Genomic DNA, 22,777 nt, shown 5'->3' with positions numbered 1-22,777 from the left:
TATGCTGCGCCCGGATTGGCCATTAAAAGAGGTTGTCGGCGCCTTGTCGACAACGCGTCAGGGGGGCGTTTCGGCGGCCCCTTTTGATGGTTTCAATCTGGCTTGTCATGTTGGAGACGAACCGCACGCTGTTGCACACAACAGAGCACAGTTGCAGGCTCAGGTCCCGGTGCCTATCGTATGGCTTGAGCAGGTACACGGCAATACCGTGATCCTGGCAGATGATCAATACGATATCACGCATACGCCGCAGGCAGATGCAATCTTTACCCGCTCTGGTCAAATTGCTTTGGCAATTATGACTGCCGACTGTCTGCCTGTGCTGCTGGCCAGCGACGATGGCCAGGAGGTCGCCGCGGTCCATTGCGGCTGGCGCCCTTTGGCGGCGGATATTCTTGCTGAGACAATAGCACTCTTCAGCGCACCTAGGTCCCGAATACATGCCTGGTTAGGTCCGGCAATTGGTCCTCGGGCTTTTGAAGTGGGCGAAGAAGTGCGTGAGCAGTTTGTTGCCCGACATCAGGCGCATTTGAGTGCCTTTAAAGCACAAGCAAATGGTCGCTATCTGGCTAATATTTATACTCTGGCAACACAACAATTGACGCAGCTTGGCGTGCAATCCGTATCTGTGCATGCGCAATGTACAGTGTCCAACCCTGAACATTTCTTTTCTTATCGTCGTGATGGAGGGTGTGGTCGCATGGCCAGTTTGATTTGGCGCAAGTAATACCAATTTCACTTAATACCTGTTCAATTTGACGGAGCAAAGATGACGCTAACTGTGTTAAAAATTTCTCATTTAGAACAACTAAATATCAAAATTTTTGCCTAGTTATCGAATATATTTTCTCGCCTCAAAATAGAACACTTAATTAAGCAAATTGGTATAAATCCCGCTCTTTTACCATCTGCACCTTGATCAAACTCCCTCTGATACCCATTTTATAGATAACTAAGTTATTTATAAGGTTATTTCGTGTATGCGAATTGATAGATTTACCAGTAAATTTCAAGCGGCGCTGTCTGATGCGCAGTCTCTCGCATTAGGTCGTGACCATCAATTTATTGAACCCGTACATTTAATGTACGCATTATTACAGCAAACTGGCTCCAGTGTCCGGGCGCTGTTTGCGCAGGCCGGTGTGAGCGCAGATGAACTCAACACTAAACTCTCTCAGGCCATTGAAAAATTGTTCAAGGTAGAGGGCGTTGGTGGCGACGTGCAGCTGTCGAATAACCTCATCTCATTAATTAACCTGTGTGATAAATATGCTCAAAAGCGTAAGGACAAGTACATCTCCAGTGAGCTGTTTGTATTTGCTGCATGTGAAGACAAAGGGCCATTGGGTGAGATCTTTCGTTCACTGAATATCACCCAGGAAAAAATCGAAAAGGCCATCAAGGCCATTCGCGGTGGGCAGAAAGTGGATGACCCGAATGCGGAAGATACCCGCCAGGCGCTGGAAAAGTACACCATAGATCTGACTGAGCGAGCGGAGCAGGGTAAGCTTGACCCGGTGATTGGCCGTGATGATGAGATCCGCCGCACGGTACAGGTATTGCAGCGCCGTACCAAAAATAACCCTGTGTTGATCGGGGAACCGGGTGTCGGTAAAACCGCGATCGTCGAAGGTCTGGCCCAACGTATTATCAATGGTGAGGTGCCTGAGGGGCTCAAAGACAAGCGTGTGCTTTCGCTGGACCTCGGGGCACTGGTCGCCGGTGCTAAGTACCGTGGCGAATTTGAAGAGCGTCTAAAATCGGTTCTTAATGAGCTGGGCAAAGAAGAAGGCCGGGTGATTTTGTTTATTGACGAGATCCACACCATGGTAGGGGCAGGTAAAACCGATGGCGCTATGGATGCGGGCAATATGCTTAAACCCGCACTGGCACGAGGTGAATTACACTGTGTCGGTGCCACAACGCTGGACGAGTATCGTCAGTATATTGAAAAAGACGCGGCGTTGGAGCGCCGTTTCCAAAAAGTGTTTGTCGCAGAGCCCAGCGTGGAAGACACCATTGCCATTTTACGTGGCTTAAAAGAACGCTATGAACTGCATCATTCTGTGGATATTACCGATCCGGCGATTGTGGCCGCTGCTCAGTTGTCGCATCGTTACATCAGTGACAGACAATTGCCAGACAAAGCCATAGATTTGATAGATGAAGCAGGTTCGTCGATTCGCTTGCAGATTGATTCAAAGCCAGAGCAGCTGGATAAGCTGGAGCGTCGTATTATCCAGTTAAAGCTGGAAGACAATGCGCTGGCAAAAGAAAAAGACGAGGCCAGCCAGAAACGCCGCAGCGAAATGCAGACACTGATCCAGCAACTCGAAACGGAATACCGCGAGCTGGATGAAGTCTGGAATGCGGAAAAAGCGTCGTTGCAGGGCACACAAGTGATTAAAGCTGAACTTGAGCAGGCAAGGCTTGACCTGGAGGTCGCTCGTCGAGCCAGTGATTTACAACGCATGTCTGAGCTTCAGTATGGTCGTATTCCGGAACTGGAGCGCAAACTAGATCTGGCATCTCAGGCAGAAATGCAGGAAATGAGCCTGCTGAAAAACCAAGTCGGAGAAGACGAAATTGCAGAAATTTTATCGCGCTGGACCGGCATTCCGGTGGCTAAGATGCTACAGGGAGAGCGCGATAAGTTATTACAGATGGAAGATGAACTGCATAAAAAGGTCATTGGTCAGGATGAAGCCGTGAGCGCTGTGGCCAATGCCATTCGCCGTTCTCGTGCGGGGCTGGCCGATCCGAATCGACCGATTGGGTCATTCTTATTCCTGGGTCCGACCGGCGTAGGTAAGACTGAGCTGACCAAAGCACTGGCAGGCTTTATGTTTGATACCGAAGATGCCATGGTGCGCATTGACATGTCTGAGTTCATGGAGAAACACTCCGTCGCACGGCTGGTGGGGGCACCCCCAGGATATGTCGGGTATGAAGAGGGCGGTTATCTGACTGAAGCGGTTCGCCGTCGCCCTTACTCTGTGATTTTGCTTGATGAAGTGGAAAAGGCGCACCCGGATGTCTTTAACATTTTGCTTCAGGTGCTGGACGATGGGCGTTTGACAGATGGCCAGGGTCGCACCGTTGATTTTAAAAATGCGGTGATCATTATGACCTCTAACCTGGGCTCAGATGTGATCCAGGAGCAGGCAGGCAGCAATGATTATGCAACACTGAAAAAACGTGTGATGGATGTGCTGGTCACTCAGTTCAGGCCTGAGTTTATAAACCGGATTGATGAAACTGTGGTGTTCCACCCGTTGATTAATGAACATATCAAGCAAATTGCTGATATCCAGCTGGCGAAATTACGCCAACGTTTACATGATAAAGGGTTTGGTTTTGAATTGACTGACGCCGCACTGGATAAAATAGCAGCCAGTGGCTTTGACCCTGTATACGGTGCGCGCCCCCTTAAACGAGCAGTGCAGCACTATATTGAGAATCCGCTTGCGCAGCAGCTATTGCAAGGGGATTTTGAGGCAGGCGATGTGATTAAAGTGGATGTAAACGCAGACGACATCGTGTTTACGCGTTAGCAAACACGCACGGGCAGCAGTTGGCTGCCCGTGCGTTTCCCAATTTCAACGTGCTGAGGTTGGGGGTTTTCCTGCGATATGTTAGAGTGCCTTATCAGCACCTAAACCTGCATTTTCCATGGAAAAGTACTTTCGCCAGTATGGCATCTTTCAATTTGGTGGCAGCACTGAACTGTGTGCTCAGGAGCTACCGCTGACATCACCTGATAATCAGCAGGTGCTACTCAAAGTAATTTCAACGTCTGTTAATCCTATCGATATCAAAACCCGTAGTGGCCTGGGCTATGTTGCAGCCGGAAAACCTGCTGACGCCTTCTTACCCCTGGGCTACGATGTGCTGGGTGAAGTCGTGCAAATTGGCGACGATGTGACCGGCCTGCACCCGGGTGACAGGGTAATTGGTATGGTTGGCTTCGCTGCACACCCTGGATGCTATGCAACCTATACTTATGCCAAGGCCAGTGAGTTAATTAAGGTCGAACAGAAAGCGGATGTGAGTTTAGCCGGTCTGTGTTTGGCAGGGCTGACTGCATGGCAGGCTCTGGCTGAATTCGAACCTGACAGTCGGCCTGTGTATGTCAATGCCGCAACGGGTGGTGTTGGCCATCTTGTGCTACAAGTCGCCAGATTACGCGGTTTTGAGGTGATTGCGGTGAGCCGCCGTATTGATCATGCACTGTTTGCTGAGTTGGATATACATGCCATCACGCCCGCAGATTATTTGGCAAAGCCCCGGGAAGGGATTCTGATAGATCTGGTGGGGGGAGAGTTTGGCCAGAGTATGACCAAAAACCTGCGGGCGGGTTCTGAATTAGTCACTGTGCCAACGGTAACCAAAGAGCAGGTATTAGAAACCGCCCGGGGGCAACAGGTTGCAGGGCGCGGAATATTGGTTGAAGCAAATCAGGCGCAACTGACCCAGTTGTATAATGCTGTGCAAGCTGGCCAGATAAAGGTTGTCGTTGATCAGAGTTATGAATTACACGACATTCAGCAGGCGCATGAGTACGCAGAACAAGGTATTCATTGTGGCAAAGTGATCATCACCGCTTGAGTATTCGTAATTTGCCCCAATTGACAGTAGCATTGAATTACTGAGCACCGGGCTTCGAGGTATTAGTTTTTGAACAAGTTAAATTTACAAGGCAAGTTAAAAGCGCTTGCGACACCGGCACATCTGAACTCTTTGCGTGGTATTAAGCGCGGGATTGAACGGGAAGCGCTGAGAATTAAGTCATCCGGAGAGATAGCAAAAACGCCCCATCCAAAGGGAGCGGGTCATGCATTGACCCATGGTGCAATCACAACCGATTTTTCCGAGTCTTTATTAGAATTCATAACGCCTGTGAGTGAATCTCCCGAAGAAACACTCGCTCAGTTAAAAGATCTGCAAAAGTACACCCTGAGTCATATGGGTGACGAGTTATTATGGCCAATGAGTATGCCATGTTATATCAAACAAGAAGACGACATCGTGTTGGCTCAGTTTGGTCACTCTAATATTGGCAGAATGAAAACCTTGTACCGGGAAGGTCTTAAAAACCGTTATGGAAGTATGATGCAGGCCATTGCAGGTGTGCATTTCAATATTTCCTTCCCGGATAGCTTGTGGCAGAGTTTGCAACAGTTGGAAGGCGATTCAGGTTCTTTACAGGATTTCATATCGGCTCAATACCTTGGCCTGATCCGTAACTTTAAGCGTGAGTTATGGCTTATTAGCTATTTATTTGGTGCATCTCCAGCCTTATGCAGCTCGTTTTTGCAGGGGAAAAACAGTCAGTTGCCTTTCAAGGAGTTAGGGCGAGGTACCTTGTATCTGGAGTATGGCACAGCGCTGAGGCTCGGCGATTTGGGCTATACCAACAGTGCTCAGTCCTCGCTGCGTGTCACTTATAATAGTCTGGATGAGTATATTACCGGTTTGCAAAAAGCGATCCGCTGTCGCTCTGATTTATATGATCATATTCCGGATTATCAGCATGAGACCCCGAAGCAACTCAACAAGAATATTTTACAGATTGAGAACGAATTCTACTCTCCCATCCGACCAAAGCGTAACGGACGCTCCGGTGAAACGCCAACTCAGGCATTAAGCCGCGGCGGGATCGAATATGTTGAGATCCGAGCGTTGGATGTAAATCCATTCAGTGAAACGGGCATAGATCTTGACCAGATTTTATTCCTGGATGTCTTTCTCAGTTACTGTTTACTCAAAGATTCTCCTGAGTTGGGTTGGGACGAACAGCAAACCTGTGACGCAAACTTACAGCAAGTGATTAATGAAGGGCGAAATCCGCAGGTTATGTTACAGCAAAATGGTGAGGCACGCTCACTACAGCAATGGGGTGAGGATATTTTCGCGCAATTAAGTGCAGTGGCTGCTTTGATGGATGAAGCGCACGGATCACCGCGCTATGCACCGATCATTGCAAAGTTGCATACCTGGGTTGCCCAGCCAGAATTGACCTTATCAGGGCGCCTTATCGCGAGCCTGGTTGAGCAGGATCAGGACAGCGGTGAACTAGCGTTGTTGCTGGCAGAGCGATACAAAAATAGCCATGCAGCAGATGACTATCAGACCTTTGGGGCTGAGAAGCTGGATACCATGAGTGCTCAGTCATTTTTGGATGAACAAGACGTAGTTACTGCCGATAGCGTGTCATTTAATGCGTTTTTGCGGGATTATTTTTCCCGGGCATAAAAAAACGCAGCCGAGAGGCTGCGTAAATAAATTTCAGGGATGAAACAATGCTAAACTGCTGCATTCAGAGAATAAGACCGGCACAATTTAGAAAAGTTCAACGAGTTCATAAAAAAATGAGAAAAAAAATAATTTTATTACCTTTGTTGGCTGCACTAACCGGCTGTGCGACGGCACCTCCGAAGCAGCCGAATGATATTTGTAAGATTTTTGAGGAAAAAGACGACTGGTATTTTGATGCAAAAGACGCACAAGAAAAGTGGGGATCGCCCAAACATGTGTTGATGAGCATGATGTATCAGGAAAGTTCTTTCAGACATGATGCTGCACCGCCAATGGAATACTTTCTATGGGTGATCCCTATCGGTCGTGCCAGCAGCGCTTATGGCTATTCTCAGGCAAAAACACTGACCTGGAGTGACTATATTCGTGAAACTGGCAACTCAGGTGCAGATCGTGATGACTTCGAAGACGCCATCGACTTCATGGGCTGGTTTGTTTATAAAACGCATAAAATTAATGGCGTTTCGAAGTGGGATGCTTATGCACAGTATCTCAACTACCATGAAGGGTGGGGCGGTTACCGCCGTGGTACGTATAAAAAGAAAAAGTGGCTGATGCAAGTAGCGAATAAAGTTAAGCATCGGGCTTCGCGTTATGGCGCTCAGCTCAAGCGCTGCGAAGCAGACTTAGACAAGAACTGGTTTGAACGTTTGTTTTCTTAGTAACGCCTTGCCTTCGCAAAGAAAAATAGTACATAAAAAAAGCCGCGTTAGCGGCTTTTTTTATTATTCAGCAATGGCAGATTTACTCTTCTTGTGAGGGTAAACCTTGACCACCTTGATCATGTTTTCCTTTATCTCAACTACCTCCATTGGGTAGCCAGCTATTTTCAGGCCTAGCTGAGTCTGAGGAATATCCTCGAGGTGTTCAACAATCAGGCCGCTGAGTGTTTTAGGCCCTTCTGTTGGCAGATGCCAATGCATTTCTTTATTGAGGTCACGTACGTTTGCACCACCGTCGACCACAACTGAGCCATCGTTCTGTACATCGACTTCATCACTCGGGGCAGGTGTTTTAGTCGTGGTAAAGTCACCCACCACTTCCTCCAGGATGTCTTCCAGTGTCACCAGGCCCTGGATATCTCCGTACTCGTCAACCACCAGGCCGATACGCTCTTTATTTTGCTGGAACTTCAAAAGTTGAGTATTCAGAGAAGTACTTTCCGGGATGTAGTAGATCTCTCGTACAGCACGTAACAATGATGGTTTATCAAACTGCTCTTTGGTCAACAGGCGTAATGCATCACGTGAGTGAATAAAACCAACGGCATCATCAATTTGATCCCGATATAGCAGAACCCGAGTGTGTTGCGCATTGGTCAGCTGTTTAGAAATGTCTTTCCAGTCGTCATTAATGTCGATGGCATTGATCTCACTGCGTGGGATCATAATGTCTTCAACCGTAACGTGATCTAAGTCCAGAATAGAAGTCATCATGTCCTGGTGATTAGTGGGTAACATGGCACCAGACTCATTTAATACTGTTTTGAGTTCTTCTTTACTCAGACTATGTTCTTCTATTTGCTCCGGTGATACGCCAATGAGCTTTAACATACCATTGGTGATCCAGTTGACTGTCACAACCACTGGGAAGAGTATTTTGAGTAGTATTTTCAGGATCACAGAGCTTGGGAATGCGATCTTCTCTGGGTATAGCGCTGCCAGCGTTTTAGGCGTGACTTCGGCGAAGATCAGGATAACCAGGGTCAGTGCAAAGGTGGCAACGACAATACCAGCGTCACCCAGCAGGCGCATACCTAACACAGTGGCTACTGCAGAAGCGGCGATGTTAACAAGGTTATTACCGATCAGGATCAGACCGATTAAGCGGTCCGGGCGCTTCAGAAGTTCGTCTACACGCTGTGCCGACTTGTGTTTTTCTTTTACCAAGTGGCGTAGTCGGTAGCGGTTAATAGACATGATCCCGGTTTCCGAACTGGAAAAATAACCCGAGAGCAGAACAAGCACGCCAAGAATAATAAACAAGGCGCTGGTTGATATGTCGTCCAACAGAGGATCCCTTTTTTGCTTACGAAGGAGTATTAAGCGTTAGCCAGTATTCAGAGTCAAGTCAAAAAGCATGAACTTAAGTTAAAACTTAGATTAAAACTTACCTAAGATCACTTCTTGAACAAATCGACTACCAAAATAGGCCAACGTAACGATACCTGAGGCCCCTAATACGGCGAATACGACGGATTTACCCCGCCAGCCAAACTGGTGGTGGCCAATGGTTACTGCACTGAACATACACCAGGCGATGAGTGACAGTACGGTTTTGTGCAAAAACTCTTTGGCAAACATGCCTTCAAGGAACACAAAGCCGGATAACAGTGCCAGGGTTAACAGAGCTGTGCCTACAGTAAGCAGTTGATAAAGCTGCGACTCAACCTGCATTAAGGGTGGCAGGTGGCTATGCATAATAGCCAGATCTTTTTCTTTCAGGCGACGGTCAATGAAATAAAACTGTACAGCGTATAGTGTGGCGATGATGAGTACACAATATGCCAGTAACGACAGAGAAATATGCACCACCAGGCCAATGTCGACTTCCAGTGACTTCATCACTATGTGGTGGGGTACAAACAAACTGGCAACGAGGAGTATCGCGGCGAACCCGTAGACAACGGGTAGCAATAAGGTCGCTGGGAACTTCAAGGAGACAGTCGTTACCGATACCACAATGACCCAGCAGGTGAGTAGGGCAACGTTGATGGTACTGAGGTCTTGTCCATCTTGCGTAAACACGGAGTTTACCAGCACCAGCATGTGGCTGAGGATCGCCACTGTGCTGAAGATAATGGTCAGCTTTTGGCTAGGGCCTTCCTTATGGAATAGGCGCGACAATACATGCCCTGTGGCAAGTACATAAAACAGACTGGCAAACAACGATAAACTGATGATCAACATGAATGGCTTTCTACTTACATGCTCCTTTTGTAGGCTATTGTATTTTAAGCTCGGGTTCTTGCATAGAGGCAGGGAAAAAGTTTCTTAACTGACTTGAATACTGTATTAGTGACGCGCATATCAGTATAATGCTGGGCAATTACGACATACTGGAAGCGATAAATGTTTGAGAACCTCCAAGAACGCTTAGGAAAAACGCTTAAAAACATCAGCGGCCGTGGCCGACTAACCGAAGACAATATTAAAGAAACGCTCCGTGAAGTGCGTATGGCACTGCTTGAAGCAGACGTAGCTTTGCCTGTGGTCAGAGACTTTGTGAAGCAGGTCAAAGAGCGTGCGGTTGGTGTTGAAGTGACTAAGAGCCTGAGCCCGGGCCAGGTTTTCATCAAGATCGTTCGTGAAGAACTCGAAAAAGCCATGGGTGAGGCCAACGAGGAGCTGAACCTGGCTGCGCAGCCACCTGCGGTCGTCATGATGGCTGGCCTGCAAGGTGCGGGTAAAACCACCAGTGTTGGTAAACTGGCTAAGTTTTTAAAAGAGCGTAAGAAAAAATCTGTGCTGGTAGTCAGTGCTGACGTATACCGTCCTGCGGCAATCAAACAGCTTGAAACGCTGGCTCAGGAAGTAGACGTTGAATTCTTCCCCAGTGATATTTCACAAAAGCCGGTGGACATCGCGACGAATGCAATTTCGCATGCGAAGAAAAAATTCATTGACGTGGTGCTGGTGGATACTGCCGGTCGTTTGCACGTCGACAATGAGATGATGGGCGAGATCAAAGATCTACACGCAGCTATCTCTCCGATTGAAACCCTGTTCGTTGTGGACTCCATGACAGGTCAGGATGCCGCAAATACCGCAAAGGCCTTCGATGAAGCTTTGCCATTAACAGGTGTGATCCTGACCAAGACCGATGGTGATGCGCGTGGTGGTGCGGCTTTATCTATTCGTCATATCACGGGCAAACCTATTAAGTTCATCGGTGTTGGTGAGCGTACGGATGCACTGGAACCCTTCCACCCGGATCGTGTTGCGTCACGTATTCTCGGCATGGGTGATGTATTGTCCTTGATCGAAGAAGTTGAGTCTAAGGTTGATAAAGACAAAGCGGCTAAGGTCGCTGAGAAAGTCTTTAAAGGCGATGGCTTTACGCTTGAAGACTTTGCTGAGCAGCTGCGCCAGATGAAAAACATGGGCGGTATGATGTCGATGCTGGATAAGCTCCCTGGCATGTCTAACTTACCGGATGCCGTGAAAGGCCAGGTGAACGATAAGACCTTTAATCAGATGGAAGCCATCATTAACTCTATGACACCACATGAGCGCGCGCGTCCGGAAGTGATTAAAGGCTCACGTAAAAAGCGGATTGCGGCCGGTTCTGGTACTCAGGTTCAGGATATCAACAAGTTGCTTAAGCAGTTTACCCAGATGCAGAAAATGATGAAAAAAATGAAGGGTAAAGGCGGCATGATGAAAATGATGAAGAACATGAAAGGCATGATGCCACCTGGCATGTTCGGTGGTGGGGGTCCGAAGTTTTAATTCAGACCCAAACTGAGAAAAGGACAGACTGATTCAAATCACTCTGTCCTTTTTTAATGTTCAGCTTTCTACGGCTTCATCAAATTGTGCGCGGGCGGCTTTGGTAAGGCGCACCAGCGCTTTACGCACTGCCGTGGCGTCTTCACAGCGCGCTTCGAAAGGGACGTAATAAGACTTGTCATTTGCTCTGAAATAGCAGCCTTCATTGAGGATCGTCGTCATAGTCACCTCTGCGGCATCAATATTATGCACCAGCTTGAGGATCAACTGATTGGCATCCTGATGATCGTCATTCATGTGCTTGACCATGTGTGCTTCACTGGCCAGATCCCAATTCGCAGCAGGCTGTGCCCATTCTTCTGCCTCTAACCAGAAAATCTGCCCAAAGCCAGCGATATAACGCACGCGTTTAATTTCCATGCGCCACAATTTGAAATCGTGTGCCTGTCGGTAGCTGATGGCTTCGGGAAAGTGGCGCTCATAGCGTAGCAGTAGCTCGGCTGCTTCCTCATCCGGAACCGGGGTTGCGTCGCCGACGATAGTGACACGAGCATGTTCATTTTGATCGCCACTTTGTGCAGCATCAAAAATTGTCGCGCAGACTCGGCTGTCTTCTGTCAGGTTTCGAGAATGCTGTGCAATGCCAGCAATGTAAAAAATCAGCCGACCCTGATCGTCACTCATAAATGGCGTGACCGAGCCAAAAGGGTAGCCCGCCAGGTTTTTAGACAGTGTTGACATGACACAGACGGTAGAATGTCTGAGTAGCTGGCGCGCTTCAAAAACAGCTTGTTCACGCATTGGGAGCTCCTGTTAGCGGTTCTGAGAATATCATAGGTATATTATATCCGGGATGCAGGTTAATCTGCATGCCTGTTTGGTAAATGGGTTGTAATACATCCAGCCTGAGTACGTCTTGTGGTGTGCCGTCACTGCGGATCTGGCCTTGATCTAACAAGAGTATCCGGTCAGCATACAACGAAGCCAGGTTTAAATCATGCAATACCGCAATCACGGTATTGCCCTGCCGGGCAAAGCGTTGTGCGGTACTCAGCACTCGGTGTTGATGGTGTAAATCGAGTGCGGAAGTGGGCTCATCCAGCAGCATCAGCTTGTTTTGGGTGGCCGGGTCATGCGCATTCAGTTGGGCCAGACAGCGGGCAAACTGGGCGCGTTGAAATTCGCCACCGGACAATTGGGTCACGTCGCGTCCGGCGAGCTTTTCTAGTGCCAGTTGTGTGATGAGTTCATCAACGACCCGAGCCTGTTCCGCAGTGCTTTCCTGATAAGGGTAGCGGCCCATGGCGATAAGCTCGGTAGTATTAAAAGCAAAATTGACCCGGTTATGTTGCAACAAGACTGCGCGCTCAGTGGCCAGAGTGAGTGCATCGCGCCTGTTGAGCGGTTCGCCGTGCCATAAGATCGTGCCCTGGTAAGAAATATCATCACAAATTGCACTGAGCAAAGTCGATTTTCCGGCGCCATTTTCTCCCAGCAGCACAATGAACTGGCCTGTTTCAAGCGTTAGTGACAAGTCAGTTAGTACCGGCTTGCCGCCACGGGTAACTGTCAGGTTAAGACATTCAAGCATGGGCACCTCGCTTTTGTTGTATCAGTAAATACACAAAAAATGGACTGCCAAACAGGGCGGTGATCACGCCAATTGGTAGCTCTGAAGGTGCAACAACCAGGCGGGCCAGCCAGTCTGCGATGAGTAATACTACACAACCCAGTAACATGCTCAAAGGCAGCATACGCCGCAGGTCCGGGCCGACCAGCAGGCGTGCCAGGTGAGGTACCAGCAATCCAATGAAGCCAATCATGCCGGACATGGCAACGGCGCCACCAACGCCCAGTGCCATCAGAAAAATCACTTCGTTTTTTAACCGACGGACATTCACGCCAAGATGTCTTGCATCCCGCTCTCCCAGCATCAGGGCATTGATCTGCTTGCGACGCATGAACAGCATCACGACGCAAATAAGGATAAGGGGCGCACCATATTGCATGGCAGACCAGCTTGCTCCCGCCAGAGCACCCATCTGCCAGTATGTCATCAGGCGCAAAGACGTGTCATCGGCAAAAAAACTGAACAATCCTATCAGGGCCATGGCAACGGCATTGATTGCCACCCCGGCAAGCAGTAATACAGTGATCTGGATCTGACCATTATGACTGGCTATACGATACAACAAAGAAGTGATAGCCAGGGCGCCCAGAAAGGCAGCCGGTGCGACCATGGCTTCGTTGATAAAAGCAACCTTGGGTGATAGTGCAATGACTGCTATAGCAGCAACAGCCGCACCGCCGGTGACTCCCATCAAACTCGGATCTGCCAGGGGATTGCGGCATAACGCCTGACTGGCTGCACCACTACAGGCCAGGACACACCCTACCAGCAATGCCAGCAGTAACCTTGGCAGACGGATTTGGGTAACGACGGTCATGTGTAATTCACTGATCCCTTCTATTGCCGAGTCAGGGAGGAAGACCGCCAGCGGGATGCGCCAGTCCCAGCCAACCGGCCCACTACTCAGAGACAGCCAGGCCAGTGCAATAAGTGTGGCGCCGCATAACCACAGCCAGACAGCGTGATGACGCGCAGTTAAAATCGCAAAAGTCTGACTCATAGCGCTGAGTTTTCACGATATGTCGCAAGTTGTGCAATCGCCTCAGGCAGACGCGTCGTCATGCCCATCGACATCAGTGAGTCCATGACTAACAGTTTGCATTGCTGTGCGGCTGGTAACAATGCCAGCGCACTTTGCTGACAAAATTGCTCGGGTCCACCGAGGCTGTAGACAACATGACTGGGTGCAACCAGAAAATCAGGGGCGCTGACCAGCATCGCTTCGCGATTAAAGGGCTTATATCCGGGTGCTGTTGCCAGGTTACGTATCCCTGTATAGCCAAATAAGAGGTCGGGTACTGTTTCTGGGCCTGCCACGGTCACACCCCGATCGCCGGCAGACAGGATAAACAGGGCACTGAGTGATGTGGCTGGTGCTTTGACTGGTAAGGTTTTTTTGAGGCCGGTGATTAGCCGTTGTGCCTGACTTTGGCGGTTCAGATCTCGGCCAAGCTGACCTATCAGGTTGAACAGTTCGCTGATAGTTTTCGGTTTGTCATACAGGTTCAGCTGTACCCCGGTGCTGCGTAACTGGGTTAATACTTCGGGTCGGCCACTGCCTTCTAATGCCAGGATCAGTTCCGGGTGCTGTGACAGCACGCCCTCAGCGGCCAGATCCCGGTAATAACCAACTTTAGGTAATTTAGTTGCATCAACTGGTGACGTGCTGGAGGTGTCAACAGCTACGACGTTCTCTCCGGCCCCCAAAGCAAATACGATGTCCGTCAATGAACCGCCAGCGACGACGATCCGTTGCGCGGCAAGCAGTGGCTGACTGATTGTCAGTACCAAGATTAAAAATACACATTTACGCATTGTTTATCCCGTTAATCTCAATGGTTTTAAACGAAAGTGTCGCCTTAGTCACACTTTCTTAATGCAAGGGCAACCGTTGCTAAAGAGGTATCTCCCTCGCGAGGGTTTGATTCTACTGAATGAATTCGATTTAATCTACATAAATATAAAAATGCAAACCATTATCATTTGCAATTGGGTTATCGGGACATTATAGTGCACAGCAAAATAGTTCTAATCAATTCTCTGAATGAGGTTTCTATGACTCTAAAGCACAGCAGTATTGCGCTTGGTATAGTGGCGGCGCTTCTTGGTACAACCGATGTAAAGGCCGATGAATTTGAAAAGTCCGCTGAGGTGATTGTCGTTAGTGGTTCGCGGATCGCGCAAAAGCTATCGGATGTGACTGGCAGCGTCAGCGTGGTGACAGAGCAGGCTCTGGATCAGGAAGTCAGTATTGACCTGGCAACGGCGCTTCGGTATCAGACCGGCATGACCACGCAAGGCAATGCCGGTAGTGCTCAGGCAATCACTGTACGCGGAGTTGGCGGTAATCGGATCGTATATATTAAAGATGGTCGTCGTCTCAATGATGCATACCAAGGGGGTCAGGGGCTGTTGATTGGGCGTGGCTATCTGGATGTAGAAGGTGTCAGACAAATTGAAATCGCCAAAGGGGCTGCCTCTTCATTATATGGCTCCGACGCACTGGGTGGCATTGTTGTCATATCCACTAAGTCGCCCACCGACTACCTGGCAGGCAGCACACGTTATGCGCACCTGAGCGCTGGCTATCATGGTGCCAGTGACGAGCAGAGTCTCAGTGGTGTATTCGCAACGCGTCTGGGTGAACATGCGATTTCAGCCCAATTAACCCGCCGTGAGGGCGAGCAGACACAAAACTATGACGAATCTCTTCCGAACTACGACTACACTGCGACTGCTGCGGTGCTCAAAGGTGAGCTCGCGCTGGATACGCAGTCCAGTTTATTGGTCACGCTGGACTACTATAAACAGAAAACCGATCAGGTGCTGGCAATACAACGCAATGAAACGGCTGAGATTAATGATAGCCTGGCGGTGTCGGCGCTATATAAAAGCAGTGCAGCAACTAAGCTGTTCGATAGTCTTGAAGCGCAGGTTTACCTCAGTGATTATGAACAAACAAGTGATCAAGTCCGCACAGGTGCAGATCGCACCGGGCCCTACGTGGATAACAATGACTACCGGTTTGAGCAAACCATTATTGGCACCCGCCTGGTACTCGACAAGCAGCTTAACCTGAGCAATGTACAGCATCAGCTGGTGTATGGCTTCGATGTTGATCGTTATGAAACGCAGCGTCCTCGTTATAAATCACGGCGCACGTTGCAAGGCGACCTGGTGAAAGATCGCGAAGCGCAAAAAGCTTTTCCCGGTGCTGATACAACGCTGCTGGGGATATTTGTGCAGGATAATGTAGCGTTGATCCCCGATACACTGACGGTGAATGCCGGGCTGCGTCTCGACAGCTACCGGATGACGCCAAAAGACAATGTACTATACACAGAAGGCGCATTTGGAAAAATCAATGAAACCGCGTTGTCGCCTAAGCTGGGGGTTGTGTACAGCATCACGGAGCAGCTGAATCTGATTGGCCAATATGCAAGGGGCTTTAAGATCCCGCCACATGACCAGGCTTACCAGAACCATGGCGTTGAGCCATTTTACCAGATCATGCCTAATTCAGACCTGGATCCGGAATCCAGTGACAGCCTTGAGCTTGGCTTAAAGGGGCACTTTGATAACAGCCAGTTTTCAGTGGCTGTATTTCACTCGACTTTCGATGATTTTATTGCCAATCAGCTGATCCGCACTGAGCCCACCTTTATTCCAAACGTCAGTAAGCAGGTATTCCAGTATCAAAATATTGAGGAAGTTAAAATCAAAGGGATTGAAGCCAGCATGACTCTGTGGCTGGATGATCAGATTGCCTTAGACAGTGGCCTGACTTATCTGCATGGGAAAAACGCACAAACCGATGAATATATAGAGTCTTTGAGCCCGCTCAACGGGTTTGTTAAAGCGCGGTACGACTCTGACAACTGGTCGTTAACCACTGCGCTGCGTGCTGCGAGCAACATGGACAAAGTCCCTTCCGATACGAACATTAAAACATCAGGTTGGGCGACTGTAGATGTGTTTGCTGACTATCAATGGCACAACTGGAAAGTGAATATGGGCGTGTTTAACTTGCTGGACAAAGAATATGTGCAGTACGAGCGTGTTGCGGGCAGTGCCTTAGACACGGACTTGTCTCAGTACACCATGCCTGGGCGACATCTGGCGGCCAAGGTAAAAGTGACTTTCTGATCTGCATGCTTTTATTACCTTATCTTTATAAAGAAGGGGGTTGTGTGTAAAACTCTTCTTTGTACCTGACAGGTAGTCTTACGTAGGCCTAAGTGAGTGGGTATGGCTCTGTAAATACATACCCACTAAGGCGTTACTCCCGGCCAACGGCACTAGGTCTTCATCATTTGGTAATAAAATGGATTTCACACTTGCAATGCGTGAAAAAAGACGTACAATTCCCCAGCTTCCCAAAGTGGGAAGCAAATCTTATTAATGAAAACAGTCAATCTATGTAGAGGACGGTATGGTAACTATTCGTTTGCAACGTGGCGGCGCTAAAAAGCGTCCATTCTATCAAATCGTGGTTGCGGATAGCCGTTTCTCGCGTGACGGTCGTTTCATCGAGAAAGTAGGTTTCTTTAACCCAATCGCTGCTGGTCAAGAAGAAAAGCTTCGTCTAGACCTTGCCCGTGTTGATCACTGGGTAGGTCAGGGCGCTGGTCTTTCTGATCGCGTAGCTAAACTGGTTAAAGACGCTCGTAAAGCGGCTTAATAGGCGTAAGTGTAACCATGAGTCAAGAAAAAACCTCGACAATCGTTGTTGGTAAACTTGGTGCTCCTTATGGCATCAAAGGTTGGCTTAAGGTGCATTCATTTACTGATGATCCCCAAGGGATCTTCGATTTCAGCCCATGGTTGATAGGTCAACAAGGTAAATGGCAAACCCTTGAAGTGAGCGACTGGCGTCGACATAGCAAGGGCTTTATCGCTAAGTTTGCAAACATCAACGACAGAGACGAAGCAATGGCATTGACCAATGCAGAAATCTCAGTGGATGTAGAGCAGCTTCCCGAATTACCAGAAGGGGAGTTTTATTGGCGAGATCTCATCGGTATGACAGTCGTTACGACAAAAGGGTATAACCTGGGTCATGTTGATGACTTGATGGAGACAGGGTCAAATGACGTTTTGGTTGTGAAAGCAAACAAAAAAGATGCATTTGGTCAGGCTGAGCGTTTAATTCCATTCCTGACAGATTCTGTTGTGATTGAGGTTAAACACGAAGAAAGAGAAATTACTGTAGACTGGGATCCGGCATTTTAATGAGTGAACAGCAAAAACTATGGGTTGGAGTGATTTCACTCTTTCCTGAAATGTTTGACGCGGTAACTCAGCAAGGTGTAACCGGTCGGGCCGTAAAAAATGGGCTGATCGACTTTCACTGCTGGAACCCGAGAGACTATGCGCTAGATAAGCACAGAACCGTTGATGACCGACCTTATGGTGGTGGTCCGGGGATGTTGATGATGGTCGAGCCTCTCAAGCAAGCTATCCTTGACGCCAAACAGGCAGCAGGGGAGGGCGCTAAAGTAATTTATATGTCTCCACAAGGGCGGAAGTTAGATCAACAAGGTGCGGCCGAGCTGGCTCAATCCGAAAAGTTGATTTTAGTCGCTGGTCGCTACGAAGGTATAGACGAGCGGATCATCGAGTCGTATGTCGACGAAGAATGGTCTATCGGGGATTTTATTTTAAGTGGGGGTGAACTGCCTGCCATGACATTGATCGACGCAGTTGCGCGATTGGTGCCTGGTGTGCTGGGACACAACCAGTCTGCAGAACAAGATTCGTTTTCAGACGGCTTATTAGATTGTCCACACTATACTCGGCCAGAAACGTTGGATGGAAAACAGGTGCCTGCTGTATTACTCAGTGGAAACCACCAAGCGATAGCCGAGTGGCGCTTAAAGCAGTCACTGGGAAGAACTTGGTTACGCCGTCCAGACTTGTTGCGTAACCTAGCTCTGACTGAGGAGCAAGTACGTTTGCTTGCTGAATTTCAGCAAGAACATGAAGCTTGTGGCTAGAAGACAGTTACTCCTAGGAATGTGAGAAATAAAATGGCAAAAGTAAACCAAAATATTATTAAAGCGCTTGAAGAAGAGCAGCTTAAAAAAGACGTACCTGCATTCGCCCCAGGCGATACAGTTGTTGTTCAGGTTCGTGTAAAAGAAGGTAACAAAGAGCGTCTACAGGCCTTTGAAGGTGTTGTAATCGCTAAGCGTAACCGTGGTCTTCACTCTGCATTCACAGTTCGTAAAATCTCGAACGGTGAAGGTGTAGAGCGTGTATTCCAAACGCACAGCCCTCTTATCAGCAGCATTGCTGTGAAGCGTCGTGGTGCAGTACGTCGCGCGAAGATCTACTATCTGCGTGAGCGTTCTGGTAAGTCTGCACGTATTAAAGAAAAACTTAACTAATACGTTGCATATACCAAGGCTGAGCGTTTAATTCCATTCCTGACAGATTCTGTTGTGATTGAGGTTAAACACGAAGAAAGAGAAATTACTGTAGACTGGGATCCGGCATTTTAATGAGTGAACAGCAAAAACTATGGGTTGGAGTGATTTCACTCTTTCCTGAAATGTTTGACGCGGTAACTCAGCAAGGTGTAACCGGTCGGGCCGTAAAAAATGGGCTGATCGACTTTCACTGCTGGAACCCGAGAGACTATGCGCTAGATAAGCACAGAACCGTTGATGACCGACCTTATGGTGGTGGTCCGGGGATGTTGATGATGGTCGAGCCTCTCAAGCAAGCTATCCTTGACGCCAAACAGGCAGCAGGGGAGGGCGCTAAAGTAATTTATATGTCTCCACAAGGGCGGAAGTTAGATCAACAAGGTGCGGCCGAGCTGGCTCAATCCGAAAAGTTGATTTTAGTCGCTGGTCGCTACGAAGGTATAGACGAGCGGATCATCGAGTCGTATGTCGACGAAGAATGGTCTATCGGGGATTTTATTTTAAGTGGGGGTGAACTGCCTGCCATGACATTGATCGACGCAGTTGCGCGATTGGTGCCTGGTGTGCTGGGACACAACCAGTCTGCAGAACAAGATTCGTTTTCAGACGGCTTATTAGATTGTCCACACTATACTCGGCCAGAAACGTTGGATGGAAAACAGGTGCCTGCTGTATTACTCAGTGGAAACCACCAAGCGATAGCCGAGTGGCGCTTAAAGCAGTCACTGGGAAGAACTTGGTTACGCCGTCCAGACTTGTTGCGTAACCTAGCTCTGACTGAGGAGCAAGTACGTTTGCTTGCTGAATTTCAGCAAGAACATGAAGCTTGTGGCTAGAAGACAGTTACTCCTAGGAATGTGAGAAATAAAATGGCAAAAGTAAACCAAAATATTATTAAAGCGCTTGAAGAAGAGCAGCTTAAAAAAGACGTACCTGCATTCGCCCCAGGCGATACAGTTGTTGTTCAGGTTCGTGTAAAAGAAGGTAACAAAGAGCGTCTACAGGCCTTTGAAGGTGTTGTAATCGCTAAGCGTAACCGTGGTCTTCACTCTGCATTCACAGTTCGTAAAATCTCGAACGGTGAAGGTGTAGAGCGTGTATTCCAAACGCACAGCCCTCTTATCAGCAGCATTGCTGTGAAGCGTCGTGGTGCAGTACGTCGCGCGAAGATCTACTATCTGCGTGAGCGTTCTGGTAAGTCTGCACGTATTAAAGAAAAACTTAACTAATACGTTGCATATACCAATGCTTAAAAACGGGCCACTCTTTGAGTGGCCCGTTTTGGTTTTTGTATCCTATAATATCAATCCGCTTTCTAATCCTATTTCTTCCTGTTAGACTGGCTGTATCTTTTAGTTTACTGAAGTAAATAATAGTTTACGCTATGGGAATGAGTCAAACATCTGAACTATCCTTGCTCAGGGAGAAAATTGACGCGTGTGACAGCGCGTTAGTTGACCTGCTCGCGCAGCGGCGTGAGTTAACTGAACAGGTGGGGAAAATTAAACAAGCCTCCGGGGCACCACTGCATGTGCCGCAACGAGAAGCGAGTCTGATTGAGGCCCGGCGAGCACAGGCTGAGCGCAAAGGGGTAAACCCGGATCTGGTTGAAGATATTCTGCGTCGTATGATGCGCGAGGCTTATGAAAATCAGCAAAGTGAATTGGCATGTGCAGCACCGCAATTGTCCCCTGTGGTGATTGTGGGTGGCGCGGGTGCGATGGGCCAACTTTTTGCTCGCCAGTTGCAACGCTCTGGGTATGAAGTACGGGTGCTCGATAAGGCACAGCAGGCCGATCAGGCAAGCATTCTAGCAGACGCCAGATTGGTATTGTTAAGCGTGCCCATTAATGCCTTAGAGCAAGTGATCCAGGGCCTGCCACCACTGCCTGATGAATGTATACTCGCTGATATTACATCGGTTAAACAAGCCCCGCTACAGGCAATGATGAAAAAGCACTCCGGGCCTGTGGTCGGATTACACCCTATGTTTGGTCCGGACATTTCACATTGGGTTAAACAGACGGTCGTAGTGTGCGACGGGCGAGGTAGTGAAGTTTACCAGGGGCTGCTTGAGCAATTACAGATCTGGGGCTGTCATTTGGCGAACATGGCGGCTAAAAAACACGATCAGGCGATGCAGATCATTCAGGTTATGCGCCACCTGACAACCTTTGTATATGGCCAGTTTTTGGCCCGGCAATGTCATACACTGGAAGAGCTAAGAAGCTGCTCATCGCCAATTTATCAGTTAGAACTCATGATGGTCGGTCGTTTGTTCGCGCAATCGGGAGAGCTCTATACCGACATTATGCTGGCTCAATTTGACGAGGTAGAAGGGTTGCTCGCGAGCTATCAGGATACGTTTGAGCAGACCCTGACCAGGCTTCAGGCCGGGGATAAAGCCGCCTTAATGGCCGCGTTTGAAGAAGCGAAGGGATATTTTTCGGACAGTGCCCAAACCTTTTTGCGCCAAAGCCGTGGTTTGCTGAACAAGGCTAACGACGCTAAGGTCATTTCATAATTGCTTCAGATCAGAGCGAGGCAGACCTCGCTCTGGATACCTTATACAACTTCGACAGCCTGCAAAGATTCACTTTGATAACAGCCCAGAATACGCACAAACTGAGTATGCTCTTTTAGCGATTCAAGGGCGCTTTGCACCAGCTTATCAGCGACATTGGCCTGTAGGTCAACGTAAAACACTTCTTCCCAGGGGTTACCCGGCACTGGACGCGATTCCAGCTTAGTCATATTAATGTTGTGCTCTTTGAATACCATCAGGGCGTCGGCAAGTGAGCCGACTTTTTGCTTGGTTGCCATGATCAGGCTGGTTTTGGTCGGGATCTGTGTCGATACTTGCAGTGGCTGACGTGCAACGACAATAAAGCGGCTGTGATTCTCAGCCTGGTTCGCGAGGCCCGTTTTCAACACTTCAAGACCGAACCCTTTCCCGGCCTGAGCTGAGCCAATCGCGGCACTATTCGGGGTATCGGCTGCCAGTTTAAGCGCACTGGAGGTGGAGTCGCAGGCTTCTTGCGTCAGGTCGCCAAGCCCTTCCAGGAAGCGACTGCATTGCGCGAAGGGTTGGTGATGTGCAAAGATTTTGTTGATGTCTTTGAGGGTTGTGCCTTCTTGCGCCAACAAACAATGCTCTACACTGTGCGTCACCTCGCCAATAATCGAAACCTGAGCGTGCTGGAGTAAATCAAAGACTTCATTGATACTGCCAGAGCTGGTGTTTTCAATGGGTAAAATACCGTAATCAGCCTGACCTTTTTCGACAGACTGGGTGATATCTAAAAATGTCTGGCATCCAAGTTCGACCAGGGTACCCGGGCGGCGGCTAAAATATTTATGGCAGGCAAGCTGGCTGTATGATCCTTGTCCGCCAAGGTAAGCCACTTTATGTGTATCGCTTAACGACTCCGGGTTCAGGCTTTTTTGTAGCATCGCTTGTTGATTCAATACTGAATCTTCCAGGATAACCTGAAAAACATTGTTGATATAAAAAGGGTCCAGGCCTAGTGATTTACCATAGTTGATGAGCTTTTCCAGTAGCGCGAGCTCGCGGGCTTCGTCTCGGATTGGTTTGTTATTGGTGATCTTATATTCCAATACGCTGTGGCTTAGTCTGCGGCGTTTTGCCAGCAGGATAAGCAGCTCAGAGTCAATTTCGTTGATGTCTTTACGCAGAGCATCCAAAGTATCTTGTGTCATAGGTCCTCACTCCCATTGTGCCAAAAAAAAGCCTCCCGGTGTGGGAGGCTTAGCTATCTGAACTTTTACACGCAAACAGTTAAGCCTCTTCACCTAAAGAAGCTAAAAAAGAAAAAATAGTTGCGTGTTGTTAAAGTCATAAATCTGTCTAAATTTTGGTGCTTAATTTAATTAACGCTATTATTAGCACAGATCATTTTAACTATACAAGTCCGAATTGAGACATA

Annotated in this window: 21 protein-coding genes and 1 pseudogene; 15 read left to right on the top strand and 7 right to left on the bottom strand. The window is 48.5% G+C overall.

Going from position 1 to position 22,777, the window contains the following annotated elements:
- Nucleotide 1 precedes the first annotated feature (1 nt).
- From pgeF to PRUB_RS16275, 5 genes are all read left to right on the top strand, one after another.
- Entirely contained in the window at nt 2–727 is a 726-nt protein-coding gene (gene pgeF / locus PRUB_RS16295; RefSeq protein ID WP_010382445.1) for a peptidoglycan editing factor PgeF, read from the top strand.
- A gap of 253 nt (nt 728–980) precedes the next feature.
- Nucleotides 981–3,554 (top strand): ATP-dependent chaperone ClpB, encoded by a 2,574-nt coding sequence (gene clpB, locus PRUB_RS16290; protein ID WP_010382442.1) that lies wholly within the window; start codon nt 981–983, stop codon nt 3,552–3,554.
- Between the two features lie 118 nt (nt 3,555–3,672).
- Nucleotides 3,673–4,608, top strand: a complete 936-nt coding sequence (locus tag PRUB_RS16285; RefSeq protein ID WP_010382440.1) for an NADP-dependent oxidoreductase — start codon at nt 3,673–3,675, stop codon at nt 4,606–4,608.
- A 69-nt stretch (nt 4,609–4,677) separates the two neighbouring features.
- On the top strand, nt 4,678–6,255 hold the full coding sequence (gene gshA / locus PRUB_RS16280) for a glutamate--cysteine ligase (RefSeq protein ID WP_010382437.1): 1,578 nt from the start codon (nt 4,678–4,680) through the stop codon (nt 6,253–6,255).
- Between the two features lie 116 nt (nt 6,256–6,371).
- Entirely contained in the window at nt 6,372–6,980 is a 609-nt protein-coding gene (locus PRUB_RS16275) for a transglycosylase SLT domain-containing protein (RefSeq protein ID WP_010382435.1), read from the top strand.
- 63 nt (nt 6,981–7,043) lie between these two features.
- Here the strand turns inward: PRUB_RS16275 and PRUB_RS16270 are convergent, their stop codons facing one another.
- Nucleotides 7,044–8,327, bottom strand: a complete 1,284-nt coding sequence (locus PRUB_RS16270; RefSeq protein ID WP_010382433.1) for an HlyC/CorC family transporter — start codon at nt 8,325–8,327, stop codon at nt 7,044–7,046.
- A 93-nt stretch (nt 8,328–8,420) separates the two neighbouring features.
- Nucleotides 8,421–9,227, bottom strand: a complete 807-nt coding sequence (locus PRUB_RS16265; RefSeq protein WP_010382431.1) for a cytochrome C assembly family protein — start codon at nt 9,225–9,227, stop codon at nt 8,421–8,423.
- Between the two features lie 162 nt (nt 9,228–9,389).
- Between PRUB_RS16265 and ffh the strand changes: the two genes are divergently transcribed.
- On the top strand, nt 9,390–10,769 hold the full coding sequence (ffh, locus tag PRUB_RS16260; protein WP_010382429.1) for a signal recognition particle protein: 1,380 nt from the start codon (nt 9,390–9,392) through the stop codon (nt 10,767–10,769).
- A 60-nt stretch (nt 10,770–10,829) separates the two neighbouring features.
- Here the strand turns inward: ffh and PRUB_RS16255 are convergent, their stop codons facing one another.
- From PRUB_RS16255 to PRUB_RS16240, 4 genes are read right to left on the bottom strand one after another with little or no spacing between them, the layout of a single operon-like run.
- Entirely contained in the window at nt 10,830–11,570 is a 741-nt protein-coding gene (locus tag PRUB_RS16255; protein ID WP_010382425.1) for a HugZ family pyridoxamine 5'-phosphate oxidase, read from the bottom strand.
- Nucleotides 11,563–12,360: a heme ABC transporter ATP-binding protein gene (locus PRUB_RS16250; protein ID WP_010382422.1), complete on the bottom strand. Its 798-nt coding sequence runs from the start codon at nt 12,358–12,360 to the stop codon at nt 11,563–11,565. The genes PRUB_RS16255 and PRUB_RS16250 overlap by 8 nt, the downstream gene beginning before the upstream one ends.
- Complete coding sequence (locus PRUB_RS16245) at nt 12,353–13,399, bottom strand: FecCD family ABC transporter permease (RefSeq protein WP_010382421.1); 1,047 nt, start codon at nt 13,397–13,399, stop codon at nt 12,353–12,355. The genes PRUB_RS16250 and PRUB_RS16245 overlap by 8 nt, the downstream gene beginning before the upstream one ends.
- Nucleotides 13,396–14,214, bottom strand: a complete 819-nt coding sequence (locus tag PRUB_RS16240; protein ID WP_010382419.1) for a heme/hemin ABC transporter substrate-binding protein — start codon at nt 14,212–14,214, stop codon at nt 13,396–13,398. Before PRUB_RS16240 ends, PRUB_RS16245 begins: the two co-directional genes overlap by 4 nt.
- 240 nt (nt 14,215–14,454) lie before the next feature.
- Here PRUB_RS16240 and PRUB_RS16235 point away from each other — a divergent pair, with 240 nt between their 5' ends.
- The 9 genes and pseudogenes from PRUB_RS16235 to tyrA all read left to right on the top strand — a co-directional run bounded on the left by PRUB_RS16235 (nt 14,455) and on the right by tyrA (nt 21,354).
- Nucleotides 14,455–16,545, top strand: a complete 2,091-nt coding sequence (locus tag PRUB_RS16235; protein WP_010382417.1) for a TonB-dependent hemoglobin/transferrin/lactoferrin family receptor — start codon at nt 14,455–14,457, stop codon at nt 16,543–16,545.
- Nucleotides 16,546–16,831: 286 nt separating this feature from the next.
- Complete coding sequence (rpsP, locus tag PRUB_RS16230) at nt 16,832–17,080, top strand: 30S ribosomal protein S16 (protein WP_010382415.1); 249 nt, start codon at nt 16,832–16,834, stop codon at nt 17,078–17,080.
- Between the two features lie 17 nt (nt 17,081–17,097).
- Nucleotides 17,098–17,631 carry a ribosome maturation factor RimM gene (gene rimM, locus PRUB_RS16225; RefSeq protein ID WP_010382412.1) on the top strand — a complete coding sequence of 178 codons (534 nt, stop codon included), beginning with the start codon at nt 17,098–17,100 and terminating at the stop codon, nt 17,629–17,631.
- Complete coding sequence (gene trmD / locus PRUB_RS16220) at nt 17,631–18,395, top strand: tRNA (guanosine(37)-N1)-methyltransferase TrmD (RefSeq protein ID WP_010382409.1); 765 nt, start codon at nt 17,631–17,633, stop codon at nt 18,393–18,395. Before rimM (PRUB_RS16225) ends, trmD (PRUB_RS16220) begins: the two co-directional genes overlap by 1 nt.
- 33 nt (nt 18,396–18,428) lie before the next feature.
- Nucleotides 18,429–18,788: a 50S ribosomal protein L19 gene (gene rplS, locus PRUB_RS16215; RefSeq protein ID WP_010382405.1), complete on the top strand. Its 360-nt coding sequence runs from the start codon at nt 18,429–18,431 to the stop codon at nt 18,786–18,788.
- A gap of 6 nt (nt 18,789–18,794) precedes the next feature.
- Nucleotides 18,795–18,902: pseudogene (rimM, locus tag PRUB_RS26695) on the top strand (ribosome maturation factor RimM); the annotation flags it as partial.
- Nucleotides 18,902–19,666: a tRNA (guanosine(37)-N1)-methyltransferase TrmD gene (gene trmD, locus PRUB_RS16210; protein ID WP_010382409.1), complete on the top strand. Its 765-nt coding sequence runs from the start codon at nt 18,902–18,904 to the stop codon at nt 19,664–19,666. The pseudogene rimM (PRUB_RS26695) and the gene trmD (PRUB_RS16210), both read left to right, overlap by 1 nt.
- Nucleotides 19,667–19,699: 33 nt before the next feature.
- Complete coding sequence (gene rplS, locus PRUB_RS16205) at nt 19,700–20,059, top strand: 50S ribosomal protein L19 (protein ID WP_010382405.1); 360 nt, start codon at nt 19,700–19,702, stop codon at nt 20,057–20,059.
- Nucleotides 20,060–20,220: 161 nt separating this feature from the next.
- The gene (gene tyrA, locus PRUB_RS16200; protein ID WP_010382402.1) at nt 20,221–21,354 is read left to right on the top strand and encodes a bifunctional chorismate mutase/prephenate dehydrogenase; all 1,134 of its coding nucleotides are present in this window, start codon (nt 20,221–20,223) and stop codon (nt 21,352–21,354) included.
- 41 nt (nt 21,355–21,395) lie between these two features.
- Here tyrA and PRUB_RS16195 read toward each other — a convergent pair whose 3' ends face one another.
- On the bottom strand, nt 21,396–22,550 hold the full coding sequence (locus PRUB_RS16195; RefSeq protein WP_010382400.1) for a chorismate mutase: 1,155 nt from the start codon (nt 22,548–22,550) through the stop codon (nt 21,396–21,398).
- Nucleotides 22,551–22,777: the final 227 nt, after the last annotated feature.

This window comes from Pseudoalteromonas rubra (assembly GCF_000238295.3).
GTDB classification, from domain to species: Bacteria; Pseudomonadota; Gammaproteobacteria; order Enterobacterales; family Alteromonadaceae; genus Pseudoalteromonas; species Pseudoalteromonas rubra.
Note: the sequence above shows the minus strand (reverse complement) of the source record. Positions and strands in the feature narration are given on the sequence as shown.

Excerpts from the sequence above, each read along its gene's own strand:
- trmD (WP_010382409.1), top strand. The coding sequence starts at position 18,902 with ATGAGTGAACAGCAAAAACTATGGGTTGGAGTGATTTCACTCTTTCCT.
- PRUB_RS16245 (WP_010382421.1), bottom strand. The coding sequence starts at position 13,399 with ATGAGTCAGACTTTTGCGATTTTAACTGCGCGTCATCACGCTGTCTGG.
- PRUB_RS16240 (WP_010382419.1), bottom strand. The coding sequence starts at position 14,214 with ATGCGTAAATGTGTATTTTTAATCTTGGTACTGACAATCAGTCAGCCA.
- ffh (WP_010382429.1), top strand. The coding sequence starts at position 9,390 with ATGTTTGAGAACCTCCAAGAACGCTTAGGAAAAACGCTTAAAAACATC.
- clpB (WP_010382442.1), top strand. The coding sequence starts at position 981 with ATGCGAATTGATAGATTTACCAGTAAATTTCAAGCGGCGCTGTCTGAT.
- rplS (WP_010382405.1), top strand. The coding sequence starts at position 19,700 with ATGGCAAAAGTAAACCAAAATATTATTAAAGCGCTTGAAGAAGAGCAG.
- PRUB_RS16195 (WP_010382400.1), bottom strand. The coding sequence starts at position 22,550 with ATGACACAAGATACTTTGGATGCTCTGCGTAAAGACATCAACGAAATT.
- tyrA (WP_010382402.1), top strand. The coding sequence starts at position 20,221 with ATGAGTCAAACATCTGAACTATCCTTGCTCAGGGAGAAAATTGACGCG.
- rimM (WP_010382412.1), top strand. The coding sequence starts at position 17,098 with ATGAGTCAAGAAAAAACCTCGACAATCGTTGTTGGTAAACTTGGTGCT.
- PRUB_RS16285 (WP_010382440.1), top strand. The coding sequence starts at position 3,673 with ATGGAAAAGTACTTTCGCCAGTATGGCATCTTTCAATTTGGTGGCAGC.
- rpsP (WP_010382415.1), top strand. The coding sequence starts at position 16,832 with ATGGTAACTATTCGTTTGCAACGTGGCGGCGCTAAAAAGCGTCCATTC.
- PRUB_RS16255 (WP_010382425.1), bottom strand. The coding sequence starts at position 11,570 with ATGCGTGAACAAGCTGTTTTTGAAGCGCGCCAGCTACTCAGACATTCT.
- PRUB_RS16275 (WP_010382435.1), top strand. The coding sequence starts at position 6,372 with ATGAGAAAAAAAATAATTTTATTACCTTTGTTGGCTGCACTAACCGGC.
- PRUB_RS16235 (WP_010382417.1), top strand. The coding sequence starts at position 14,455 with ATGACTCTAAAGCACAGCAGTATTGCGCTTGGTATAGTGGCGGCGCTT.
- trmD (WP_010382409.1), top strand. The coding sequence starts at position 17,631 with ATGAGTGAACAGCAAAAACTATGGGTTGGAGTGATTTCACTCTTTCCT.
- pgeF (WP_010382445.1), top strand. The coding sequence starts at position 2 with ATGCTGCGCCCGGATTGGCCATTAAAAGAGGTTGTCGGCGCCTTGTCG.
- PRUB_RS16265 (WP_010382431.1), bottom strand. The coding sequence starts at position 9,227 with ATGTTGATCATCAGTTTATCGTTGTTTGCCAGTCTGTTTTATGTACTT.
- PRUB_RS16250 (WP_010382422.1), bottom strand. The coding sequence starts at position 12,360 with ATGCTTGAATGTCTTAACCTGACAGTTACCCGTGGCGGCAAGCCGGTA.
- rplS (WP_010382405.1), top strand. The coding sequence starts at position 18,429 with ATGGCAAAAGTAAACCAAAATATTATTAAAGCGCTTGAAGAAGAGCAG.